This window comes from Paenibacillus phoenicis (assembly GCF_034718895.1).
GTDB classification, from domain to species: Bacteria; Bacillota; Bacilli; order Paenibacillales; family Paenibacillaceae; genus Fontibacillus; species Fontibacillus phoenicis.
Window position 1 is genome coordinate 2,841,659 of sequence record NZ_JAYERP010000001.1, and the last position, 18,988, is coordinate 2,860,646.

The window sequence follows — 18,988 nt, forward strand, 5'->3', positions numbered from 1 at the left end:
GCAGATCGCCTGTTTCCCTTGAATGTTGAACCCTTTAGGAAGACAGCTTTCGGTATGTACTAGCGCCTTTCTCCTTCTGCGGATACCGTTGGATCAGCAAATTGGCCATGTTATAATTCGATTCCATGATTGCATCCACGACTACGGCCCCTTGGCGCAGGGCAAATTCGTAGCTGATCTCGCCATGCGTCCAGTACCGCTTGTACTTCAGCGCTTCAATCGCCATTTTTCGAAAAGAGTGGATCTGTTCTGCATTTAGTCCGTAGGGTTCTTCACTAAGCTGCCCGTTTCGACCCGCAATCGGATTGTGGCGGATGCCAAACTTCCCGATGGTATTATTCCGGATCTGCAGAAATACGGTACCCGAAGTTAATCCCGACAGCTCCTCCTCCAGTTCCTTAAAAACCATGTCGATCTGCCTAACCAGCGATAGTTGCTCGGCTTTCAGCATATTCTCCCACCTTTCCCCCAAAGAATGCAACCTATGGTATAGGTCTTATGTCACATTATAGGTTAAATTTCCCTTTACATCAACATTATGCTATATATTGACTAATTATGTCTTGTTCGTCCAATATTTTCTTCTATCTTCCGACAAAATTCTGCAACAAAAAAGGCCCTCTTTCGAGGACCTAAACCTGTGAAGCAGATACAGTTGGTTATTGGGTTAATTCCAAGAAAGCGTCAACGTCGGCCACACATACCGCCATCGCATCGCGCCAAAAATCCGGCTTCGTTAAATCCACGCCCAGATGCTTGGCAGCCAGCTCTTCCACTGTCATCCGGCCGGTGTCTTGCAACAGCGCATCATATTTCGCCGCAAAGCTTGGGCCTTCACGCAGCGCTTGCGCATAAATTCCGGTGCTGAACATGTACCCAAAGGTGTAAGGGAAATTATAGAAAGGCACATCTGTGATATAGAAATGCAGCTTGGATGCCCAGAAATGCGGGTGATAGCTGCCCAGCGCCCCCTGGAAGGCTTCGCGCTGTGCTTCTTCCATCAATTCACACAACTCGGCGGCATCCAAAAATCCCTGCCGGCGTTTCTCATAGAACCGGGTTTCAAACAAGAAGCGGGCATGAATATTCATGAAGAAGCTGATCGAATTTTGCACCTTATCGGCGAGCAGAACAATTTTCTGCTGATCATCTGCCGCATTTTTGACGAAGGCGTCAGCCAGGATCATTTCCGCGAAGGTCGAAGCGGTCTCCGCGACGTTCATCGCGTAATCCTGACTAAATCTCGGCAGCTCCTCCATCACGTACTGGTGATAGGCGTGCCCCAGCTCATGCGCCAACGTATATACGTTGGATACGTTCCCGCCAAACGTCATGAAGATCCGCGTCTGCTTGCTCAGCGGCAGAGAGGTACAGAATCCCCCCGGCCGTTTACCAGGACGGTCCTCGGCCTCGATCCAGCGCTTGTTAAACGCCATGGTGGCGAACTCCGCCAGCTTCGGGCTAAATTTGCCAAACTGCTGGACGATGTCTTCGGCCGCCTGTTCGTACGTAATTTTGCCGGCGGCTTGGCCCAGCGGGGAATCCACGTCGGTCCAGCTTAATTTCTCCACCCCAAGCAGCTTGGCTTTGCGCTCCAGATAAGCGACGAATTTCGGCTTGTTCTCGACGATCACTTGCCACATCGCATCCAGCGTGGCTTTGGACATCCGGTTAAGGGCCAGCGGTTCCTTCAGGATATCGTCCCATCCGCGTTTCTCGTACAATTTGATCCGGAACCCTGCCAAGCGGTTCAGCGCATCAGCACAATAGTCCTCCGCTTTGGTCCAGGCTTCCTCCCATTTTGGAAACACGCGCTCGCGCACGTTCCGGTCCGGATCATCCAGCTTGTTGGCCGCTTGGCCGACGGATAGCATTTTGACCTCACCATTGTCCTCTTCAAAGGGGACTCCCACTTTGGCAACGATCGTATCATAATGCTGACCCCAGCCGTGGTAACCGTCTACTGCCAGATCGGAAACCAGATTTTCCAGCTCCGGCGCAAGCTTCTCCCGCGCTTGCTCCCGTTTCTCGCGAAGCAAGAAGGAGATCGGCGCGATTTCCTCCCGCTGCATCCAAGCTTCCCACACCTCATCGTTCGTCAATCGGAGCAGGTTCCAGAATAAAGTCATCACGTTATTGAATGCAGCGTTTAACGAAGTGACTTTGGCGTCAAGCTGGAGAGCTTTCTTGTCGTGCTGGTCTTGCGCCGTCAAACAGCCGATAAAGCTGCCGGCTTCGGACAGACGGCTGTCTGCTGCTTGCAGATCCACAATCAGGCTGTCCAACGCCTTGGTCTCTTCTACAGTAGACGGGGCCTGCAGCTCTTGCAGTTTCGCCTGGTATGCGGCAATGTCCCGTTCCAGAGCATCCAGATGATCTCGCAGCGCTTTGGAGGCAGAGCCTCCCGGGAAAATCGTTTCCAGGTCCCAAGTGGGTTGAAGGGTTCCTACGAATCTTGACATAAGTTCGCTTCCTTTCCGTATCGTTTATAATTGATGCCTTATGGGATAACAGTGTATGCTAGTAGAGGATGCTCTATTATAACGCTTGTCTGAATACAGGGGGGATTTCCATGAGACCGTTGCAAATATCGGCGGATACCGCCGTGAAATTAGCCGCAAAACTCAAGGTGCCGGTCGAGCACCTTATGCATATGCCGCAGCACATTTTAATGCAAAAAATCGCAGAACTGGCGAAAGAAGAAGCAGGCCAGCCTTCCGCAGAAGCGGAAGCCGGAGATGCCAGCCAAGCCGGTCACGAACCGGAGCATTCATGATCCCCTTTAACCAAACGTGGCCTTATGATGTTGTCATGGGGGACGTGTATGTCCATGAGTGCCCATTTTGCTCCAGCCGTAACGTGCTGCTGCCTCTGAAGCCCCGCGAGTTGAAATCGATCCACGAGGGGAAGAAGAAGCTGCTCGTCTTCCCCTGCTGCGGGAACAAGCTACATGTCCTTGACTGTGACAACGATTACCTGTTAACCGATAAGGTTGTCCGGTAGAAATAACGTAATGTGACCAGGTCGCCTTTAGCGATCTAAAGGGCCGTTTCCTCTGGATACGGCCCTTCGTCATGTCTACGCTTGGATGTCTGCTTGTCCGTTCCGTCAACCGCGCATTTCCTCAGGCAGCTCATGTCCGCCATTCATCATTTCTTCGCGCAGCAGCGCCCATTGCTCGCGGGATGCCCGAATCATCGCCGCATCCATGATCCGCTTGTCATTAATGACGCGCCCAAACCATTTGACTGCGTCGTTGTACTTGCCAATCCGCCGGTTCAGCTCGCCGATCAAATACATCAGGCGGGCATCGCTGCCGCCGACGCCTTCTTTTTCGTAAACGCGGATGTAGGCTTCCAGCGAATACTCCAGAAAACGCTTCTCCTGTTCGACGTTGTTCTTGTATCGATACAACCAAGCAATATGATGCAGCAAGCTGGCAATAATCCGGTCGGTTTCGCCGATGGTTTGTGCGCAAATCAGCGCCAGCTTGTACGTCTCCATCGCAGTCTCCCAATCCCGGCGCCCGCCATAGTCCTTCTGGTTAAACCGGCTGCCGATCGCCTCTTGGAAGAGGGCTCTTTGCCGGTCGGTCAAGCGGGATACCGAATTTTCCGTCGATGCAAAACCGCAGGACGGGCATACCCGAACGACGTAATAATCCGGATTCTCCTTCTGATAATAGCCGCAAAAATCCGTATCCGTACGTACAGCCCGTTTAAAGCTCGGACGCACACGCGAGGTCGAAAATTCACTCTGGCAATGGATGCAAGTGACCTTGATCTGATAAAGCGGTTCAAGTTCCAAAACGTCCTACTTCCTTTCAATAATCTGCCCTGCCCGGCACATTAGTTCATCGGTCTAAGGTGTGTTCACGAAATGAAAAGCCGGGCCGGACAGACGCTCCAGCACGATCCCTCGCAGCGGCTCCTCGACTCCAATCTCCTCCAGCGCAGCTTTCATGCAGGCCAGCCAAGCCTCGGCGCGTTCCGTCGTCACCGGAAACGGCAAATGCCGGGCACGCATCATCGGATGACCAAAGGCATCAGAGTAGAGGGACGGGCCTCCAAAAAACTGCGACAAGAACATAAATTGCTTCTCCATGACCGGAGTAATGTCTTCCGGGAATAAGGGTCCTAACAACGGATCACGTTGAACCCGCGGATAGAAGGCTTCCACCAACCGCCGAATCGTCTCTTCTCCGCCGAGGTTGTCGTATAGACTCAAGCCTTGATTCATCTGTTCACCGCCTCCGTTTTTCCTTATTATATCAAAAAAAAATAAAAGCTCCTACCAAAGGAGCTTCTACTCGAATGCGGTCTTTCAATCTATCAGTAGCTGCGCCAATCCTCTTCGCCGGGATGGACGAGAGCGGCTCGAATGACATAAACAAAAGCACAGACAAGAATACCTGCGACAATGCTCATGAACATCACTCCATCCTCAAAATTTGGCTGCTGCACCATGTTTGATGAAATGATAGCTGGTACTAAAGTTCTATATTGGTCTTAAGCATCATTTTAGCATAGAAGCTCAAAAATATCAGCCCTTTTTTGAAACCGCTTCCTTTATTTTTTTGTGCTGTTTGTCCCATTCATTTCATACACTTCACTATGATTTGATGTGGAGGCGTACCCATGAAATTCCAACGCTTAACGGCTGTTTTGTTGCTCGTTGCCGCGCTGATGCTGGCCGTTCTGATGGCCTGTTACCCGGAAGCTTCCTGGCAGGCAGGGGTTCGCGGCCTCGCCATCTGGTGGGACGTGCTGTTCCCGTCCCTATTCCCGTTCTTCGTCATATCCGAAGTGCTGCTAGGCTTTGGGATTGTGCATTTTCTCGGCAAGCTGCTGGACCCGCTGATGAAGCCCTTGTTTCGGATCCCGGGCAGCGGCGGGTTCGTGCTGGCGATGGGGTTTGCTTCCGGCTACCCCGTCAGCGCCAAGCTGGCGACCAAGCTGCGCGAGCAACGGCTCGTTTCCCGTGTAGAGGGAGAACGACTTGTCTCGTTCACGACGTCATCCGACCCCATCTTTCTCATCGGGGCGGTCTCTGTCGGCTTCTTTGGCAATCCGAAGCTGGCCGGGGCGCTCGCTTTGACCCATTATGGAGGGGCCCTGCTGATCGGCCTGGTCATGCGCTTCTACCGTCCGGACCGAAACTTGCCGGCAGATCCCGGTGAAGGCGATGAATCCGGGCGCTTCAGCCTGAAGCTGGCGCTTAAGGCCATGCATGAAGCCCGGGTTCAGGACGGACGCAGCCTCGGAGAGCTGCTGCGGCAGGCAGTTGCCTCCTCCCTGCAGCTGATGACCGTAGTAGGCGGCCTGGTCGTATTTTTTTCCGTGATCCTGGAGGTGCTCACCGCTTCGGGCTTCATGGGCTTCCTATATACCGGGTTCCAACAGCTGCTGCCGCTGCTGGGTCTGCCCAGCCAGTTAGCCGAGCCCCTCATGGGCGGCTTGTTTGAAGTCACCTTGGGCGCTAAAGCATCCGCGGCGCCGGAGGGAATCCCTTTGCAGTTCAAAGCCGCAGCAGCAGCTTTCATTCTCTCTTGGGGGGGCTTATCGGTTCATGCCCAAGTGGCCAGCATCTTAAATGGAGCTGACCTGCGTTATTTTCCTTTTCTAATCGCTAGGCTCCTTCATGCCGTGATTTCCGCCGGGCTGTTGCTGCTTCTCTGGAACCCCCTGATGGGGGCCGCGCCGGCGTGGGCGATTCATCCTCCTGAGTTTGGAGGCCAAGAAGTGCTTTACGGTTGGGGGGCTGTTCCGGGAGCGTCCCGTTTCTTCCTGGTGACCCTGGCCATCCTACTTATTTTGTCATTCCTGGCCGAAATCATTCGCCGCCAGCGGCACCGAAAATGAAACGTTGTGTTCTGCGGACGAATTGATTATGATCTTTACAAAAGGATATTCAAGCGCATGTTCAAAATAATGTTCGTTTTTGAACAGCCTTTTTCAAAGGAGCTTGTCAACTTGAGATACTTTGTACTTGACCGCGGCGATCAGCTGTCTGTGGAATTAAGCCAAACCTTTCATAAGCTTGCTGCGCAGCATGGGCTTGAGCTGGATGCGAAATCCCCGGACATCGTTGTCTCCATCGGCGGAGACGGCACAATGCTTCATGCCTTCCATACGTTTATCGATCAGATTCCTTCCATCGCATTTGTAGGAATTCACACGGGCCATCTGGGCTTTTACGCCGACTGGAAAGCCGACGAAATTCCTGAGCTGGTGGAAATGATGAGCGGTCATGCAGATCCCGGCTTGCTCAGGCCGCGCATCGTCCGTTACCCCTTAATCGATCTGGAGATTCAGAAGAGGTCGGGCAGCTCTTCCCACATTTGCTTAAACGAATTTACGCTGAAGGGCGTCGATGGCACTGTGGTTGCCCAAGTGGACATCAATGACCAAATGTTCGAAATGTTCCGCGGCGACGGCATTTGCGTATCCACCCCCTCTGGCAGTACTGCCTATAACAAGAGCTTGGGGGGAGCGATGATCCATCCGACGATTGAAGCGCTGCAGATCACAGAGATCGCTTCGATCAACAATCGGGTGTTCCGGACGCTAGGCTCTCCGTTGGTGCTGCCCAAGCATCATCATTGCGACATTTATTCGCGCAAGGAACAGCGCTTATTGCTGACCATTGACCACGTCAACCTGCCGATGGACGATCTAGTGTCCGTACGCTGCCAGGTGTCGGATCAGAAGATCAGCTTTGTCCGTTATCGGCCGTTTCCGTTTTGGAACCGGGTCCGCAATGCGTTCCTGGACTAATCGGCAGGTCTGACAAGCTCTTTGGATATCGAAAATATTGTAAAGGAAGAACTGAATATGATCTTAAGCTCATTCCGCAAGTATGCATTCATCCCGATGTTGTCCCTCGCCTTGCTGGGCTTGCCCCAGACGGTTGGAGCGGCCGGGACGGCAGGCGCTGCCGGTACCACCGCAGCTGGAACGATCATTCAGCTGGGAACGTCAGAAACCTCCACAGACCTTCAGACACTTCAGGAAGTGCTGAACTACCTGGAAGCCTACAACATTGAAGGCGTTGAGCGTCAGGAGTTTCTCGATAATGCGATACGCGGCATGGTTTATACGCTGGACGATCCCTATAGCGATTACTATTCCAAGGATGAACTGGAGAGCTTCGAGAATAGCGTAAATCAGGAGTTCGTTGGCATCGGAGTTACGCTTCGCTTCTATAACAACAAGCTGTACATCACCGACGTGTTGCCCAATTCTCCAGCCTCCAAAGCCGGCCTTCTGGCAGGCGATATCATCACCAAGGTGGATGCGAAGCCGGTAACCAGCAGCGAGGATGTCGCACGGATTCAAGGGGAGGAAAATACCCAAGTCACCATTACGATCAACCGTAACGGACAGGCTCTAGTATTTCCGATCACAAGAGCGCATTTCTCATTGCCTTCCGTCACCGGCAAGGTCATTCCTTCCAGCAAGGTCGGCTACATCGCCGTGACCTCCTTCTCCGATACAGCGGATGAGGAATTTGCGCAAAAATTAGCAGCCCTGCGCAAGGAAGGGATTGGCGCTCTCGTACTGGACCTGCGTGACAATCTTGGCGGTTACGTCGAATCGGCGGCCAACATCGCCAAGCAGTTCATGAAGGAGGGGATCCTGATGTACACCTCCGGCCAAAGCGGAGAGCTGCAGCCCGTTGAAATCACGGGTGGCCAAGACATCGGGATGCCGGTCGTGGTGCTGACCAACGGTCTGACCGCCAGCGCATCGGAAATCTTGACGGGGGCGCTGCGCGACAACGGAATCGCCAAGGTTGTGGGGGATCAAACTTACGGGAAGGCGCGCATTCAGAACGTATTCCCGCTGTCCAACGGCAGCTCATTGAAGCTGACAGTCCAAGCCTACTTGACGCCAAATAAGCTGGATTTCAACCATGTGGGGCTGAAGCCGGACGTTGAGGTGAAGAACAATGCAGCAGCGCAGTTGATTACCGGGATGTATGCAGCCGGGGTACGGCATATCAGCGTATCCGGCGGACCTGCCTCGCTGAACATTAACGGAGCGGCTTTCCCGGGATATATCGATGTGATTCAGGACGGCAAACTCATTTACGCCCCTTCCCGCTTATTATCGTCGCTGATTCAAGGAACGCCGGTGTGGAATTCGAAGAACGGGAAGTTAACCATCACCGATTCGCTTGGGAAGCAAACCGGATTTACCTTGGCCGCCAAAACGATCAAAGTTGTAGATGGTGAAGCTTATCTCGAGCTGCACGAGTTCCAGAAGAAATATCCGAAGCTGACATGGAGCTATAAACAAGGTATACTGAACTTATCTATGAAGTAATAACATAAAACAACAGAAACGGCCTCCCGATTATTCGGGGGCCGTTTCTGTTTCCTGTACTTGAACGTCTTTACCGTTTCCGGCATCTTTGTCCTTCGCTGCGTCCTTGTCCTTATGGTTGTCCCGCACCTTCTGAAGAACGAAATAAGCACAGCCGAAATTGCAGTATTCGTTAATATAATCCGTGATGCCGGAATACGCGGTATCCCGATTGGCCTTGGGATGGTTGTCCCGCAGAAAACCCTTGAGGCGGAGCTTCTCGTAACCCCAATCCCCAATAATGTAATCATAGCGGTCAAGCACTTCGCTGTAACGCTGCTTAAACGCTTCAGGATCCCACGCATCCCGATAATTCCGAATCAATTCGTAGGTTCTGCCGCCAATTTGAATCAAAGCTCCATCCTCCTTTCGGTTTACGGCAAAACGGGTACGCTGGCTTGTTTCTTGGCCGATTGGACCTGTTCATGCGCGTGATACGAGCTGCGCACGAGCGGGCCGGATTCCACGTGGCTGAAGCCGCGCTTCATGCCTTCTTCCTTCAGCTCTGCAAACTGTTCAGGCTTATAATACTTCTCTACGCGCAGGTGCTGCGGAGTAGGCTGCAAATATTGCCCGATCGTCAAAATATCGCAGTCCACGGCCCGCAGATCGTCCATCGCCTGCAAAATCTCGTCCCACTCTTCCCCGACACCCAGCATAATGCTGGACTTCGTTGGAATCTCCGGCCGCATCTCCTTCGCCCGCCGGAGCAGCTCCAAGGAGCGGCGGTATTTCGCCTTCGCGCGAACGCGGTCAGATAACCGTTCCACCGTTTCGATGTTGTGGTTCAGAATATCCGGCTTCGCATCCATCACGATCCGCAGCGCTTCCTCATCCCCCTGAAAATCTGGAATAAGCACTTCTACGCTGCAGAACGGCAAGCGTTCCCGGATCGCCTTAATCGTCCCGGCAAAAATGCTTGCCCCGCCGTCCTTCAAATCGTCCCGGGCTACGCTGGTCACAACGCAGTGTCGCAAATTCATCTGCTCCGCTGCTTCAGCCACGCGCTGCGGCTCCTGCAAATCGAGCTCAGTTGGCATCCCGGTATTTACCGCACAGAAGCGGCATGCCCGCGTACAGATATCGCCTAAAATCATAAACGTTGCCGTCCGGTTGGCCCAGCACTCATATATATTCGGACAACGCGCTTCTTCGCAAACGGTATGCAAAGTTTTGGAGCGCATCATCTGCTTGATGTCTTGATAGTTGTCACCTGTCGTCAATTTGATACGAATCCAATCCGGTTTCGGTTCCTGGATTTGTTTAGCCAAAGCGCAAGACCTTCCTTCTTGTGATATAAGCTGTAGCGCCATTTATTATATCATGAAACCGCTGGAAAAACCTACTTCGCATATGGAATAAAAAAACAGCGTTTGCCTCAATCTAAGAGGGTCACGAATCGCGTGCAAAATAAAGGCGAAGGAGGAATACTTGCCTTGAAGTCTCAACGGTTTGCCCGCGGCAAAGCGCTCTGGTGCATCGCCTGCGTGATGCTGATTACCTCATTTTGGCCGATATCCGGCATAGGCGCTGCAGAGGCGAACGCTCCAGGAACAGCAGAGAAGGCGGTAGTCAGCGTATATCAGCAACGACGCACCTTGTACGAAGAAATGGAGTTGTTGACGAATGTTCCCTGGTATTGGCTTTCGGCTGTGGATCAATATGAACGCACCATCACGCCGCGTAAGGAACAACAGCAAGAGCAGCGCGTAACCGGATTTCGCTTCAAGGAAGCGTTCTGGACTGGGCCGCTGAATCCCGATCCCGAGGACCGGAATCCAGCCACCATCGAACTGTTTGGCGGCGTCGGGAAAGACGCCACCGCAGATGGCGCGGCCGATCCGAAGAACGATCGAGACGCCTTGTACACCTTGGCTTCTTACTTAACCAGCTTTGGCTATCAAGATGAGGATTTCCGCATCGCCTTATGGCGTTATTATCAAAATGATGCTGCCGTCGAACGGATTCGCCAATTCGCGAAAATGTACAAGCACTGGGGCAAGCTGGACTTAACGGACAGCGCCTTTCCGCTTCCGCTGCGCAGTTCCTATACCTATCGCGATACCTGGGGAGATCGGCGCGGCTGGGGCGGCCTCCGAATCCATGAGGGAACGGATATTTTTGCCCCGATGGGCGTCACGGTACGCAGCGTCTGCTACGGGATTGTGGAAACAAAAGGTTGGAACCCCTACGGGGGCTGGCGCATCGGTATCCGGGATATCCAAAACCGATACCACTATTATGCGCATCTGCAAGGTTATGAGAAAGGAATCGAGGTCGGTCATTTCGTCGAACCCGGGCAAACGATCGGCTGGGTCGGTAGCAGCGGATATGGCCCGCCAGGAACGTCGGGAAAATTCCCGCCGCATCTGCATTACGGAATCTATCGGGATACGGGAAGCACGGAATGGGCATTTGATCCTTACCCTCTGCTGAAGAAATGGGAGCAAGCCGAACGTTCCAAAAAAAATAAAAGGGCGACCAAATAATCGGCGCCCTTTTATTCATGTCCCCCCGCATCGGATGTCTCTGAGCTTTCCGACTCCTCCGAGCTTGATCCCTTGTTCCCGGCCTCTGTATTCCCAGCGGAATTGGAATCCCCTGTTCCTCCAGTTCCATCCGGCAAAACCGCTTTATCCTTTGTTAGCGGCTCGGTCGTATCCTTGTCACCGGGCAGCACCGGAAGCGCAATGTTGGGTGCATTTGCCTGGCCTTCACCAACCGGGTTGCCCTTACTGTCATAGTAGTACATCGGCACATCTCCGACCACAAGCAGGTAGGACACCGGGATTTCCGTTTCGACCGTCTGCGACTCCATGTCAAACGGGACGACTACGGCCAGCTCCGTTTTTACCCGTAGGTACACTTCGACAAGAATCATATTAATCCCGGCATCCTGTTGCCGGGTATTCAGGTCAACCTTCACATCCCCTTTGGGCTCGATTTTGATCGGGATGCTGGGACCAAAGGAAGCCAGGATCGGACTGCCGAGAGCTTGCCCCAGCGGGATGGATTCCGATAATCGGGCGACTTCCACCAGCGTATGCCGCACCGTTTGAATCGTTTCAGACGTCACCTTCATATGGGCCGAGTAGTTGAGCATAAACCCGGTAATTTTCCCGTTATCGCCCATCTTCCAATCGATCAATTCTTCGACCTGTTGTTGATTCGCCACCTGCGCGGTGATGGCGTCGTTAATGGATTCCGTAGCGATTTGTTTCACTCGAATTTGCGCCAGATGAATGATCGGCCCTGTCATCCGGCGTTCGACATACTGCACAAATTGCACCAAGCCGATCACCGTGATGATCACAAGAACGATCCAAATCGTCCGTCTATGCTTCGGCCGCCTTGTTCGGCTTCGCCATCCGCGTCGTCGTCGTATCCGCATGTTTCATCCCCCCTGCAGCGGTAACACTACTATACAAATTATGCCGGACAGGAAAAAAAAGAAGGACGAAGCGGATTGCTTGGCGCTTTGCCCTTGTTTTTCAAGCTTTTTTGTTTTATAGTTCATTAGAATCGTTTGTTGGTAAATTATACTTAATCATTGCTACAAATCGCATAATTATACAAAATATAAACCGTCTTGCAAGGGGATTTTCAGCATGAACAGCTCCAAAAAGTTTTTGTATCAGGTCGTCGGCAATTTGCACAAAGATCAATTGGAATTCAAGGTCACGCCATGGAAACTGCTGATCGAAACAAACCGTTATTATGAAATCAAAGCGGCAACCGGCCCCGTAAAAAGACTGTATAAAGAGAAGCTCAACACCGCCGTGCTGGAAACGAAGCATTACTGCGACGGCAGGTTGATAGCTTCCGTGTTTTGCAGGGAGGGACATATTGAGGAAGCCGAGCGAATCATCATCAATCATCTGGCGGCAAAAATCGATACATACATGAAAGATTTGCAATTAAACCAAAAAGCGCTCTGCGTGAAATTAAACTGCCCTGAAAGCGCCGGTAATCACGCCTTTAAGCCCACCAAGCATCAACAGGAGGTTCGGTGAGCATGCATTCTTTTAAAAATCCCACCGCTTTGGAGAGTCCCTCATGCACCGAAGCCAATCCGTCTTCATGCTCGATGCTGATGACGTTATCGTAGCCTGCCATTCTTAGCGTGCTGACGATTTCTTTCCAGACCGACGCGTCATGACCCCAGCCTACGCTGCGGAAAGTCCAGGAACGGTTCAGCCAATCGGTATAAGGTTTGGTGTCCAGCACGCCGTTACGGGCCACATTCCTCGAAGACAGGTTCGTATCCTTCGCATGAACATAAAATAAGGCGTCCTGCTCCGCCAGAATCCGAATCGCTTCCGCAACATCGATGCCCTGCCATAACAAATGGCTCGGGTCGAGGTTCGCTCCGAGGTTGGGGCCGGTATGCTCGCGCAATTTAAGGCAAGTTTCCGGATTGTACACCAGGAATCCGGGATGCATTTCCAGAGCGATTTTTACGCTGTGGCTTCTGGCAAACCGCTCTTCATCTTTCCAATAGGGGATGGCAACCTTCTGCCACTGCCATTCCAACGTTTCCAAATATTCAGGCGGCCACGCGCAGGTGACCCAGTTTGGCCGCTTGGCATCCGGCGAATCGCCCGGACATCCTGAAAATCCGACCACCGTGTCCACTCCCAGCTTGGAAGCGAGCAGAACCGTTTTCCTCCAAGCTTCGTGGTACTCCCGGGCGAGCTCCTTATTCGGATGGAGCGGGTTGCCGTGGCAACTAAGCGCCGAGATCGTCAGCCCTCTCTCTTGAATCGCGGCCAAAAACCGATCTCTCTTGCGCTCGTCGGTCAATAGCAGATCGGCATTCAAGTGAGCGCTGCCCGGATATCCTCCTGTACCGATTTCAACCGCTTCAATACCGTAGCTCTTCACCCGGTCGAGCATATCCTCGAACGGCAAATCTTGAAATATAACGGTAAACACGCCTAACTTCATCCCGCTCATCCTCCTTTATTCCAGCTACATAACTACTCCCAATCCAGTTCCTTCAATTTCGCTCTCACATATTCGATGGAAGTTTTCGCATACCAGTCCGGCTCCGCCTGCCGCGTATGGAACCCGACTTCCATGGAAAGGTAACCGTCGTAATTGATCGCTTTGAGCGCTTTGAAGACTTCCGTAAAGTCGCAGCGTCCTTGTCCCGGAGGCAGGCGGTCGCTGTCCGCCAGATGCACATGATGCAGCTTGTCCGCCATCCGGTACACATAATCGCTTGCCACTTCGTTGCGGTACAGGGCATGGAAGGTGTCGAACATGACTTTGACGTTGGACAGGCCCGACTGTTCGCTTAGCAGCAGCGCATCGTCGGCGGTTTCGATTAGATTGCTGTCCGCCGGCGTCGGTTCGACAACGATCGTAATGCCGAGCTCCTTCGCATAGTTGCCGATTTCGACGAGCCCCTCCAGGCTGTAATTCCAGGCGTCCGACTGCGGCGTGCCGTACACGACCCAACCGGCAATGTACATGACGGTAGGACATTCCCAATCATGGGCTAAACGAAGCACATCCTTGTAATGATTGATCGTGTACCGGCGCTCCTCCGCGATCGGCGAGCTTGGATTGTTGCCGGGCCCGCCCCCCGGAGCGGGCAGCATCGACGATACCTTCAGATTCTCCGCTTTGAGAAGCTTCAGAATGTCGGCGCGGCGTTCCTTCGTCACCGTCTCAGGCCAGGCATGCGGGCTGGCGCAGCCGATTTCAATGCCGTCATAACCGAAGGAAGCGATTCTGCGGATCGCCTCTTCCAGCGGGTAAGAAGGAACCCATACCGGGAACCCGCTGTACGTCCAAGTGTTGAATGAGATGCCTTTCATATTCGATCTCTCCTTATATGGAATAAATTGGGGTATCCGGCTTCTTTATTCCCAGACGAACACGGCTTTTTCCGTTTTTCTCTCATCGAACATCCGGAACGCCGTTTCCGCCTCCTCGATCTTGAAGGTGTGCGATACCAGCTTTTCCACCGGCAGACGCTTATCCTGAATAAACTTAGCGATCTCGTCATATTCGAAAATCGGGAAATACCAGGAGCCCATCACCGTTATCTGTTTACGGATCAATTGCTCGCTCGGCTTGATCGTTACTTCTTTGCCCTCTCCAATAAAGGCGGCTCGGCCGTGCGGGCGAAGGCTGTCCAGAATCGTATTTTGCGCAACCGGATTGCCGGAGCAGTCGATGCCTGCGTCGATGCCGCGTCCGCCCGTGATCTCCAACAGACGCTCCAATACATTTTCCTTGGCGTTAATCGTATAGTCCGCGCCGAGCTCTTTGGCGATCTCCAGGCGCTCGTCCAGCATATCCACGGCAATCACCGTCGCTCCCAGCCCTTTAGCCACCATGACGCCAGCGCCGCCCATCGGACCGAGGCCAAAGATCACAATGGTGTCGCGGCCGCTGACGGCCAGTCTTTTCTGGGCATGGTACAGGGTGCCTACGGCATCCGTGGACACCGCGGCCGTAACATAGCTCATGCCGTCCGGAATTCTCATGCAGTTGTCCTCCGGTACAGCGATGTAGTCGGCGTCCCCGCCATGCCGGTCAAACCCGATGCACTTCCATTCTTTACAGAACATTTTATAGCCGCTCTTGCAGAACTGGCATTCGCCGCAGCCGACCGCCAGATAGACCGCTACCCGGTCGCCGGGCTTGAAGCGCTCAACGCCCTCACCTGTCTGTACGATTTTTCCGGCCGGCTCATGGCCCGGATACACGGCTCCGGTATTGCCTTGCCCGACGACGCCTTTGTTCCCGTAATACAAGCTCATGTCGCTGCGGCAAATCGCCGACGCCTTCATTTGGATCAGCACTTCTCTCGGGCCCGGAGCCGGAATCGGCACCTCCCTGATCTCCACCGCTTTGTTCCCCGGAAAACTGACCGCTTTCATCGTCGTACTCATGTCTGGTCCCTCCCAATTTTTTTTATTAGAGCAGATGCTGAACCTGAACCCATCGTTTTTGCTCATGGCTTTGCAGAATCGCATCCGTAATACACATCGATAAGTGCCCCTCTTCAAAGGTGGCAAAATCCGCCCTTTCCTTAAGCAGATCTTTCCCCTCCCGGATAAAGGTGTAATAGCGAAGCATCATATTTTTGATCGAATCCGGCCAGCCTTCGGTATGTCCTCCGGGATAATGAACCGCGTCCCTCGCTCCTTCATAGAACAGCCCCGGGTCCGCCATCAGCGTCTGATTCGGCTGGTCCCTATGCCCGATCCACAGCCGGGCAGGCTCTTCCTGGTCCCAGAACACGGATTTTTCGCTTCCGCTTAGCTCGAAGCTGAGCCGGTTCTTGCGGCCTGCGCTTACTTGCGAAACGGTAAACACCCCTTTAGTGCCGTCTTCAAAATGAATCAACACCGACGCATAATCCTCCGTGCTGACCTCCACCGGGTCATAGCCATCGCCGTCCGGCGCCTGGCCGCTGTACGTGACTTGGGCTACCTTCGGTTTTTTGCGCACCGGATGTACGGTCCAAAGGTCGGCGAACACTTCCTTAATCCGCTTCCCGGTCACATACTGCACCGTATCGCACCAGTGGGAGCCGATATCCGCCACAGCGCGGGATTTTCCGCCCACCTCCTTAGCCAGCCGCCAGTTGAAATCCGTGTCGTACAGGAGCCAATCCTGCTGGTAGCCGCCGTGAACAAGGTAGACACTGCCGAGATCGCCACGTCGAACCATTTCCGCAACCTGTTTCATCATAGGGTACTGTCTGTAGTTAAAGTTGACTCCATGGACAACCCCTTTTTCTCTCGCCAGCCTAACCAGCTCCGCGCTTTCCTTGGCATCCATGGCCAGCGGCTTTTCCGACAGTACATGTTTGCCCGCTTCCATGATCGCTTTGTTGATTTCAAAATGCAGATGGTTGGGCGTACAGTTGTGAACCGCGTCGATGTCCGGATCGGTAAGCAGTTCCTTGTAATCCCCGTAAGCCTTAGGAATATTCAGCTTCTCGGCGACAGCCCGGGCTTTTTCCTCATTTTGCTCGGCGATGGCGACGACCTGAACGAATCCCAGCCTGCGGATCGCTTCGATATGGGCCGGTCCGATAAATCCGCTCCCGATAATGCCAACGTTGATCGTCTTGTTCATCTCTCCGTCCTCCCCAATTCGGTTCTTATTTCTTCATCGCTTTTTTGCCGAAAGCTACCGCCAGAATAATAATCAATCCCTTAATGATCATTTGCTGGCTGACGTCCAGTCCCATAATGATCAGCCCGTTGTTAATCGTTCCGATCATGAGCGAGCCGACAACCGTGCCAATGATCGTGCCCACTCCTCCGAACAGGCTAGTGCCGCCCAGAATGACCGCGGCAATAACCGACAGCTCGTCTCCTTCGCCGAAGGAAAATCGTCCGGCGTTCATGCGCCCCGCATACAAGAGCCCGGCCAATCCGGCCATAAAGCCCGTGCCCAAGAACACCCAAAGCTTCACTTTCATCGTCTTGACGCCGGAGAAACGCGCCGCGCTCTCGTTCCCGCCGGTCGCCAGCACTTGCCGGCCAAAGGAGGTTTTGCGAAGCAGAATATGGGCGATCACCGTGAAGACTAAAGTCCAAATCAGCAGAATCGGCACAGGACCGATATCCCCCGATCCGAAAATAAAGTTGAACTGTTCATGGACAATGGATACCGGAGCCGTTCCCGTAATCCACATCGCCATCCCTTTGACCGCCCCCATCGTCCCTAAGGTGACGAGGAAGGAGGGGATCGCCACCTTGGTCACCAGAAGCCCGTTAATGAGGCCGATGATAAGGCCCGTGCCTACCCCGGCGATCAAGCCGCCAAAAAGCCCGAATCCGGCTTGCAGCGCAAGCGCGCCGACCAGCGAAGATAGGGCGGTGATGGAGCCGACCGACAGGTCGATTTCCCCCGTGCTAATGACGAAGGTCATGGCAAGCGCCATCAGCGTAATGGTCGTCGTCTGCCTTACGATATTGAGCAGATTGCCGACCGTAAGGAATCCGTCGTCAAACAGCATGACGGAAAAATAAACGAACACGCCTACAAACGCCAAATAAACGATATAATCCCGCCAATCGAATTTTTTGAGGCTAAGCGCCGTTTTGGCCGTCTGCACGTTAGAATCCCTGGATTGCATATTGCAGCTCCTCCTCTGATTGAATGTCTCTGCGGTCAAGTTCTCTTTTGACGCGTCCTTCATGCAGCACGATCACCCGATCGCTAAGCGCCAGAAGTTCGGGGAGTTCCGAAGAAACAACAACAATTCCCTTGCCGCTGTCGGCCATTTCCCGCACGATATCAATGATTTCCGTCTTCGCTCCGATATCCACGCCGATGGTCGGCTCGTCCAGCAGCAGCACCGTCGGTTCGTTAGCCAGCCATTTGGCCAAGACGATTTTTTGCTGATTGCCTCCGGACAGAAGATTCACCTGCTTAAAAATGCCATCCGTCTTAATATTCAGCTTCCGCACAAAGCGCTCGCTGATTTGGTTCGATTTTCTGTCGTCCAGTAGCAATCCTTTCTTCAGCTTGGACAAAATCGGCAGGATCATGTTCTCCTTTACGCTGTGCTGAAGCACCAGTCCCTGCATCCGCCGGTCCTCCGGGATCATCGCCAGCCCGGCTTCGATCGCGTCGCGCACGCTGCCGATCTTCTTTGGCTTCCCTTCGATCAAAATTTCGCCGCTTTCGATGGGCGCGATTCCGAAGATCGCCCGCAATAGCTCCGTTCTTCCGCTTCCCATTAACCCGGCTATGCCGACAATTTCTCCCGGGTAGACGCGCAGGCTGACATCCTTAACCTTCGTTCCCGAGGTCAGCTTCTTCACTTCCAGCACCGGCGCCAAATCGGTCGAATAGCTCCGCTCTTTCCACTCAAACGCTTTGTTGAACTCCATGCCCACGATATGCTGGATCACCGTATCCATATCCGTCTCGGCGATCACTTCCGTCGTAACCTTCTTTCCGTCTCTCATCACGGTGACGCGGTCGCAGATTTGAAAAATTTCATCCATCCGGTGGGAAATATAGATGATGGAATAATCTTTTTCTTTCAGACGTCTGATAAAAGAGAACAAAATTTCCGTTTCGCTCTTGGTCAGCGAAGAGGTCGGTTCATCCATGATCAATATTTTGGCTTCTTGCGACAGCGCTTTGGCGATTTCGGTCATCTGCCAATAGCCGACGCCCAGATTTTGCACCAGTTCCGTAGGCTTGATGTTTACGCCGAGTTCATGGAGAAGCCGCTCCGTCTTGCGCTCGTTCTCCTTATCGTCAAGCAGACCTGCCGCCGTTTTGGCTTCCCTGCCGAGAAAAATATTCTGGGACACGGTTAACGTGGGAATTAAGCTGAACTCTTGAAAAATCATCGAAATTTTATTCTTTTGCGCGTCCTCGAAACTTTTGATGCTTACCGGCTCGCCATCGATATAAATCTCTCCCTGATCGGCGTTGTAAACTCCGGTCAGTATTTTCATCAGCGTGGATTTTCCGGCTCCATTCCCGCCCATCAAGGCGTGTACTTCGCCCTTTTTTAAGGAAAAGTCAACGTTTTGCAGAACCTTGACGCCGTTAAACGCTTTGCTGATGCCTTTCATTTCGAGTACGTTACGGTCCATGATGTCTCACCTTCTTTACCAGGAAGCAAG

20 protein-coding genes are annotated in these 18,988 nt (G+C 53.1%); 7 read left to right on the forward strand and 13 right to left on the reverse strand.

What is annotated here, in order from left to right:
- Positions 1–34 precede the first annotated feature (34 nt).
- Entirely contained in the window at positions 35–451 is a 417-nt protein-coding gene (locus tag U9M73_RS13500) for a hypothetical protein (protein ID WP_009224742.1), read from the reverse strand.
- 208 nt (positions 452–659) lie between these two features.
- Positions 660–2,462, reverse strand: coding sequence for a M3 family oligoendopeptidase (locus U9M73_RS13505; RefSeq protein ID WP_323077685.1), 1,803 nt, complete (start codon positions 2,460–2,462; stop codon positions 660–662).
- 110 nt (positions 2,463–2,572) lie between these two features.
- On the opposite strand from U9M73_RS13505, the gene U9M73_RS13510 reads away from it, so the two are divergent.
- Together U9M73_RS13510 and U9M73_RS13515 are read left to right on the forward strand one after the other, a co-directional pair.
- A complete protein-coding gene (locus U9M73_RS13510) occupies positions 2,573–2,776 on the forward strand; it encodes a YycC family protein (RefSeq protein WP_036644968.1) in 204 nt (67 codons plus the stop codon).
- Positions 2,773–3,003 (forward strand): hypothetical protein, encoded by a 231-nt coding sequence (locus U9M73_RS13515; RefSeq protein WP_009224739.1) that lies wholly within the window; start codon positions 2,773–2,775, stop codon positions 3,001–3,003. Before U9M73_RS13510 ends, U9M73_RS13515 begins: the two co-directional genes overlap by 4 nt.
- A gap of 105 nt (positions 3,004–3,108) precedes the next feature.
- Here U9M73_RS13515 and U9M73_RS13520 read toward each other — a convergent pair whose 3' ends face one another.
- Both U9M73_RS13520 and U9M73_RS13525 read right to left on the reverse strand, forming a co-directional pair.
- A complete protein-coding gene (locus tag U9M73_RS13520; RefSeq protein WP_260070558.1) occupies positions 3,109–3,807 on the reverse strand; it encodes a DUF2225 domain-containing protein in 699 nt (232 codons plus the stop codon).
- Between the two features lie 54 nt (positions 3,808–3,861).
- Complete coding sequence (locus tag U9M73_RS13525; protein WP_009224737.1) at positions 3,862–4,239, reverse strand: globin domain-containing protein; 378 nt, start codon at positions 4,237–4,239, stop codon at positions 3,862–3,864.
- Between the two features lie 398 nt (positions 4,240–4,637).
- Here U9M73_RS13525 and ylbJ point away from each other — a divergent pair, with 398 nt between their 5' ends.
- The 3 genes from ylbJ (at position 4,638) to U9M73_RS13540 (ending at position 8,327) form a co-directional block, all read left to right on the forward strand.
- Complete coding sequence (gene ylbJ, locus U9M73_RS13530; RefSeq protein WP_260070559.1) at positions 4,638–5,861, forward strand: sporulation integral membrane protein YlbJ; 1,224 nt, start codon at positions 4,638–4,640, stop codon at positions 5,859–5,861.
- Positions 5,862–5,972: 111 nt separating this feature from the next.
- Entirely contained in the window at positions 5,973–6,776 is an 804-nt protein-coding gene (locus U9M73_RS13535) for an NAD kinase (protein WP_036645006.1), read from the forward strand.
- Positions 6,777–6,833: 57 nt separating this feature from the next.
- Positions 6,834–8,327 (forward strand): S41 family peptidase, encoded by a 1,494-nt coding sequence (locus tag U9M73_RS13540; RefSeq protein ID WP_050769737.1) that lies wholly within the window; start codon positions 6,834–6,836, stop codon positions 8,325–8,327.
- Positions 8,328–8,357: 30 nt separating this feature from the next.
- On the opposite strand, the gene U9M73_RS13545 is transcribed toward U9M73_RS13540, so the two are convergent.
- Together U9M73_RS13545 and lipA are read right to left on the reverse strand one after the other, a co-directional pair.
- Positions 8,358–8,720 (reverse strand): YutD family protein, encoded by a 363-nt coding sequence (locus U9M73_RS13545; protein ID WP_009224733.1) that lies wholly within the window; start codon positions 8,718–8,720, stop codon positions 8,358–8,360.
- Between the two features lie 20 nt (positions 8,721–8,740).
- Positions 8,741–9,637: a lipoyl synthase gene (lipA, locus tag U9M73_RS13550; protein ID WP_323077694.1), complete on the reverse strand. Its 897-nt coding sequence runs from the start codon at positions 9,635–9,637 to the stop codon at positions 8,741–8,743.
- A 165-nt stretch (positions 9,638–9,802) separates the two neighbouring features.
- Between lipA and U9M73_RS13555 the strand changes: the two genes are divergently transcribed.
- Positions 9,803–10,855 carry a M23 family metallopeptidase gene (locus U9M73_RS13555; RefSeq protein ID WP_009224731.1) on the forward strand — a complete coding sequence of 351 codons (1,053 nt, stop codon included), beginning with the start codon at positions 9,803–9,805 and terminating at the stop codon, positions 10,853–10,855.
- A gap of 11 nt (positions 10,856–10,866) precedes the next feature.
- Here the strand turns inward: U9M73_RS13555 and yunB are convergent, their stop codons facing one another.
- The gene (yunB, locus tag U9M73_RS13560) at positions 10,867–11,757 is read right to left on the reverse strand and encodes a sporulation protein YunB (RefSeq protein ID WP_009224730.1); all 891 of its coding nucleotides are present in this window, start codon (positions 11,755–11,757) and stop codon (positions 10,867–10,869) included.
- Between the two features lie 217 nt (positions 11,758–11,974).
- Between yunB and U9M73_RS13565 the strand changes: the two genes are divergently transcribed.
- Positions 11,975–12,379, forward strand: a complete 405-nt coding sequence (locus U9M73_RS13565) for a hypothetical protein (RefSeq protein ID WP_323077697.1) — start codon at positions 11,975–11,977, stop codon at positions 12,377–12,379.
- Here the strand turns inward: U9M73_RS13565 and U9M73_RS13570 are convergent.
- From U9M73_RS13570 to U9M73_RS13595, 6 genes are read right to left on the reverse strand one after another with little or no spacing between them, the layout of a single operon-like run.
- Positions 12,345–13,313 (reverse strand): sugar phosphate isomerase/epimerase family protein, encoded by a 969-nt coding sequence (locus U9M73_RS13570; protein WP_323077700.1) that lies wholly within the window; start codon positions 13,311–13,313, stop codon positions 12,345–12,347. The genes U9M73_RS13565 and U9M73_RS13570 overlap by 35 nt on opposite strands.
- Positions 13,314–13,345: 32 nt before the next feature.
- Positions 13,346–14,191: a sugar phosphate isomerase/epimerase family protein gene (locus U9M73_RS13575; RefSeq protein ID WP_260070564.1), complete on the reverse strand. Its 846-nt coding sequence runs from the start codon at positions 14,189–14,191 to the stop codon at positions 13,346–13,348.
- A 45-nt stretch (positions 14,192–14,236) separates the two neighbouring features.
- Positions 14,237–15,274, reverse strand: a complete 1,038-nt coding sequence (locus U9M73_RS13580) for a zinc-dependent alcohol dehydrogenase family protein (protein ID WP_323077702.1) — start codon at positions 15,272–15,274, stop codon at positions 14,237–14,239.
- Positions 15,275–15,299: 25 nt separating this feature from the next.
- Positions 15,300–16,469, reverse strand: coding sequence for a Gfo/Idh/MocA family protein (locus U9M73_RS13585; protein ID WP_323077704.1), 1,170 nt, complete (start codon positions 16,467–16,469; stop codon positions 15,300–15,302).
- Between the two features lie 25 nt (positions 16,470–16,494).
- Positions 16,495–17,478 carry an ABC transporter permease gene (locus U9M73_RS13590; protein ID WP_323077706.1) on the reverse strand — a complete coding sequence of 328 codons (984 nt, stop codon included), beginning with the start codon at positions 17,476–17,478 and terminating at the stop codon, positions 16,495–16,497.
- Positions 17,459–18,958, reverse strand: a complete 1,500-nt coding sequence (locus tag U9M73_RS13595) for a sugar ABC transporter ATP-binding protein (protein ID WP_323077708.1) — start codon at positions 18,956–18,958, stop codon at positions 17,459–17,461. The genes U9M73_RS13590 and U9M73_RS13595 overlap by 20 nt, the downstream gene beginning before the upstream one ends.
- Between the last annotated feature and the right edge of the window lie 30 nt (positions 18,959–18,988).

Bases quoted from the DNA above. Each gene is read 5' to 3' on its own strand.
- U9M73_RS13500 (WP_009224742.1), bottom strand. From the start codon at position 451: ATGCTGAAAGCCGAGCAACTATCGCTGGTTAGGCAGATCGACATGGTT.
- U9M73_RS13505 (WP_323077685.1), bottom strand. From the start codon at position 2,462: ATGTCAAGATTCGTAGGAACCCTTCAACCCACTTGGGACCTGGAAACG.
- U9M73_RS13510 (WP_036644968.1), top strand. From the start codon at position 2,573: ATGAGACCGTTGCAAATATCGGCGGATACCGCCGTGAAATTAGCCGCA.
- U9M73_RS13515 (WP_009224739.1), top strand. From the start codon at position 2,773: ATGATCCCCTTTAACCAAACGTGGCCTTATGATGTTGTCATGGGGGAC.
- U9M73_RS13525 (WP_009224737.1), bottom strand. From the start codon at position 4,239: ATGAATCAAGGCTTGAGTCTATACGACAACCTCGGCGGAGAAGAGACG.
- ylbJ (WP_260070559.1), top strand. From the start codon at position 4,638: ATGAAATTCCAACGCTTAACGGCTGTTTTGTTGCTCGTTGCCGCGCTG.
- U9M73_RS13540 (WP_050769737.1), top strand. From the start codon at position 6,834: ATGATCTTAAGCTCATTCCGCAAGTATGCATTCATCCCGATGTTGTCC.
- yunB (WP_009224730.1), bottom strand. From the start codon at position 11,757: ATGCGGATACGACGACGACGCGGATGGCGAAGCCGAACAAGGCGGCCG.
- U9M73_RS13565 (WP_323077697.1), top strand. From the start codon at position 11,975: ATGAACAGCTCCAAAAAGTTTTTGTATCAGGTCGTCGGCAATTTGCAC.
- U9M73_RS13570 (WP_323077700.1), bottom strand. From the start codon at position 13,313: ATGAAGTTAGGCGTGTTTACCGTTATATTTCAAGATTTGCCGTTCGAG.
- U9M73_RS13575 (WP_260070564.1), bottom strand. From the start codon at position 14,191: ATGAAAGGCATCTCATTCAACACTTGGACGTACAGCGGGTTCCCGGTA.
- U9M73_RS13580 (WP_323077702.1), bottom strand. From the start codon at position 15,274: ATGAGTACGACGATGAAAGCGGTCAGTTTTCCGGGGAACAAAGCGGTG.
- U9M73_RS13585 (WP_323077704.1), bottom strand. From the start codon at position 16,469: ATGAACAAGACGATCAACGTTGGCATTATCGGGAGCGGATTTATCGGA.
- U9M73_RS13590 (WP_323077706.1), bottom strand. From the start codon at position 17,478: ATGCAATCCAGGGATTCTAACGTGCAGACGGCCAAAACGGCGCTTAGC.
- U9M73_RS13595 (WP_323077708.1), bottom strand. From the start codon at position 18,958: ATGGACCGTAACGTACTCGAAATGAAAGGCATCAGCAAAGCGTTTAAC.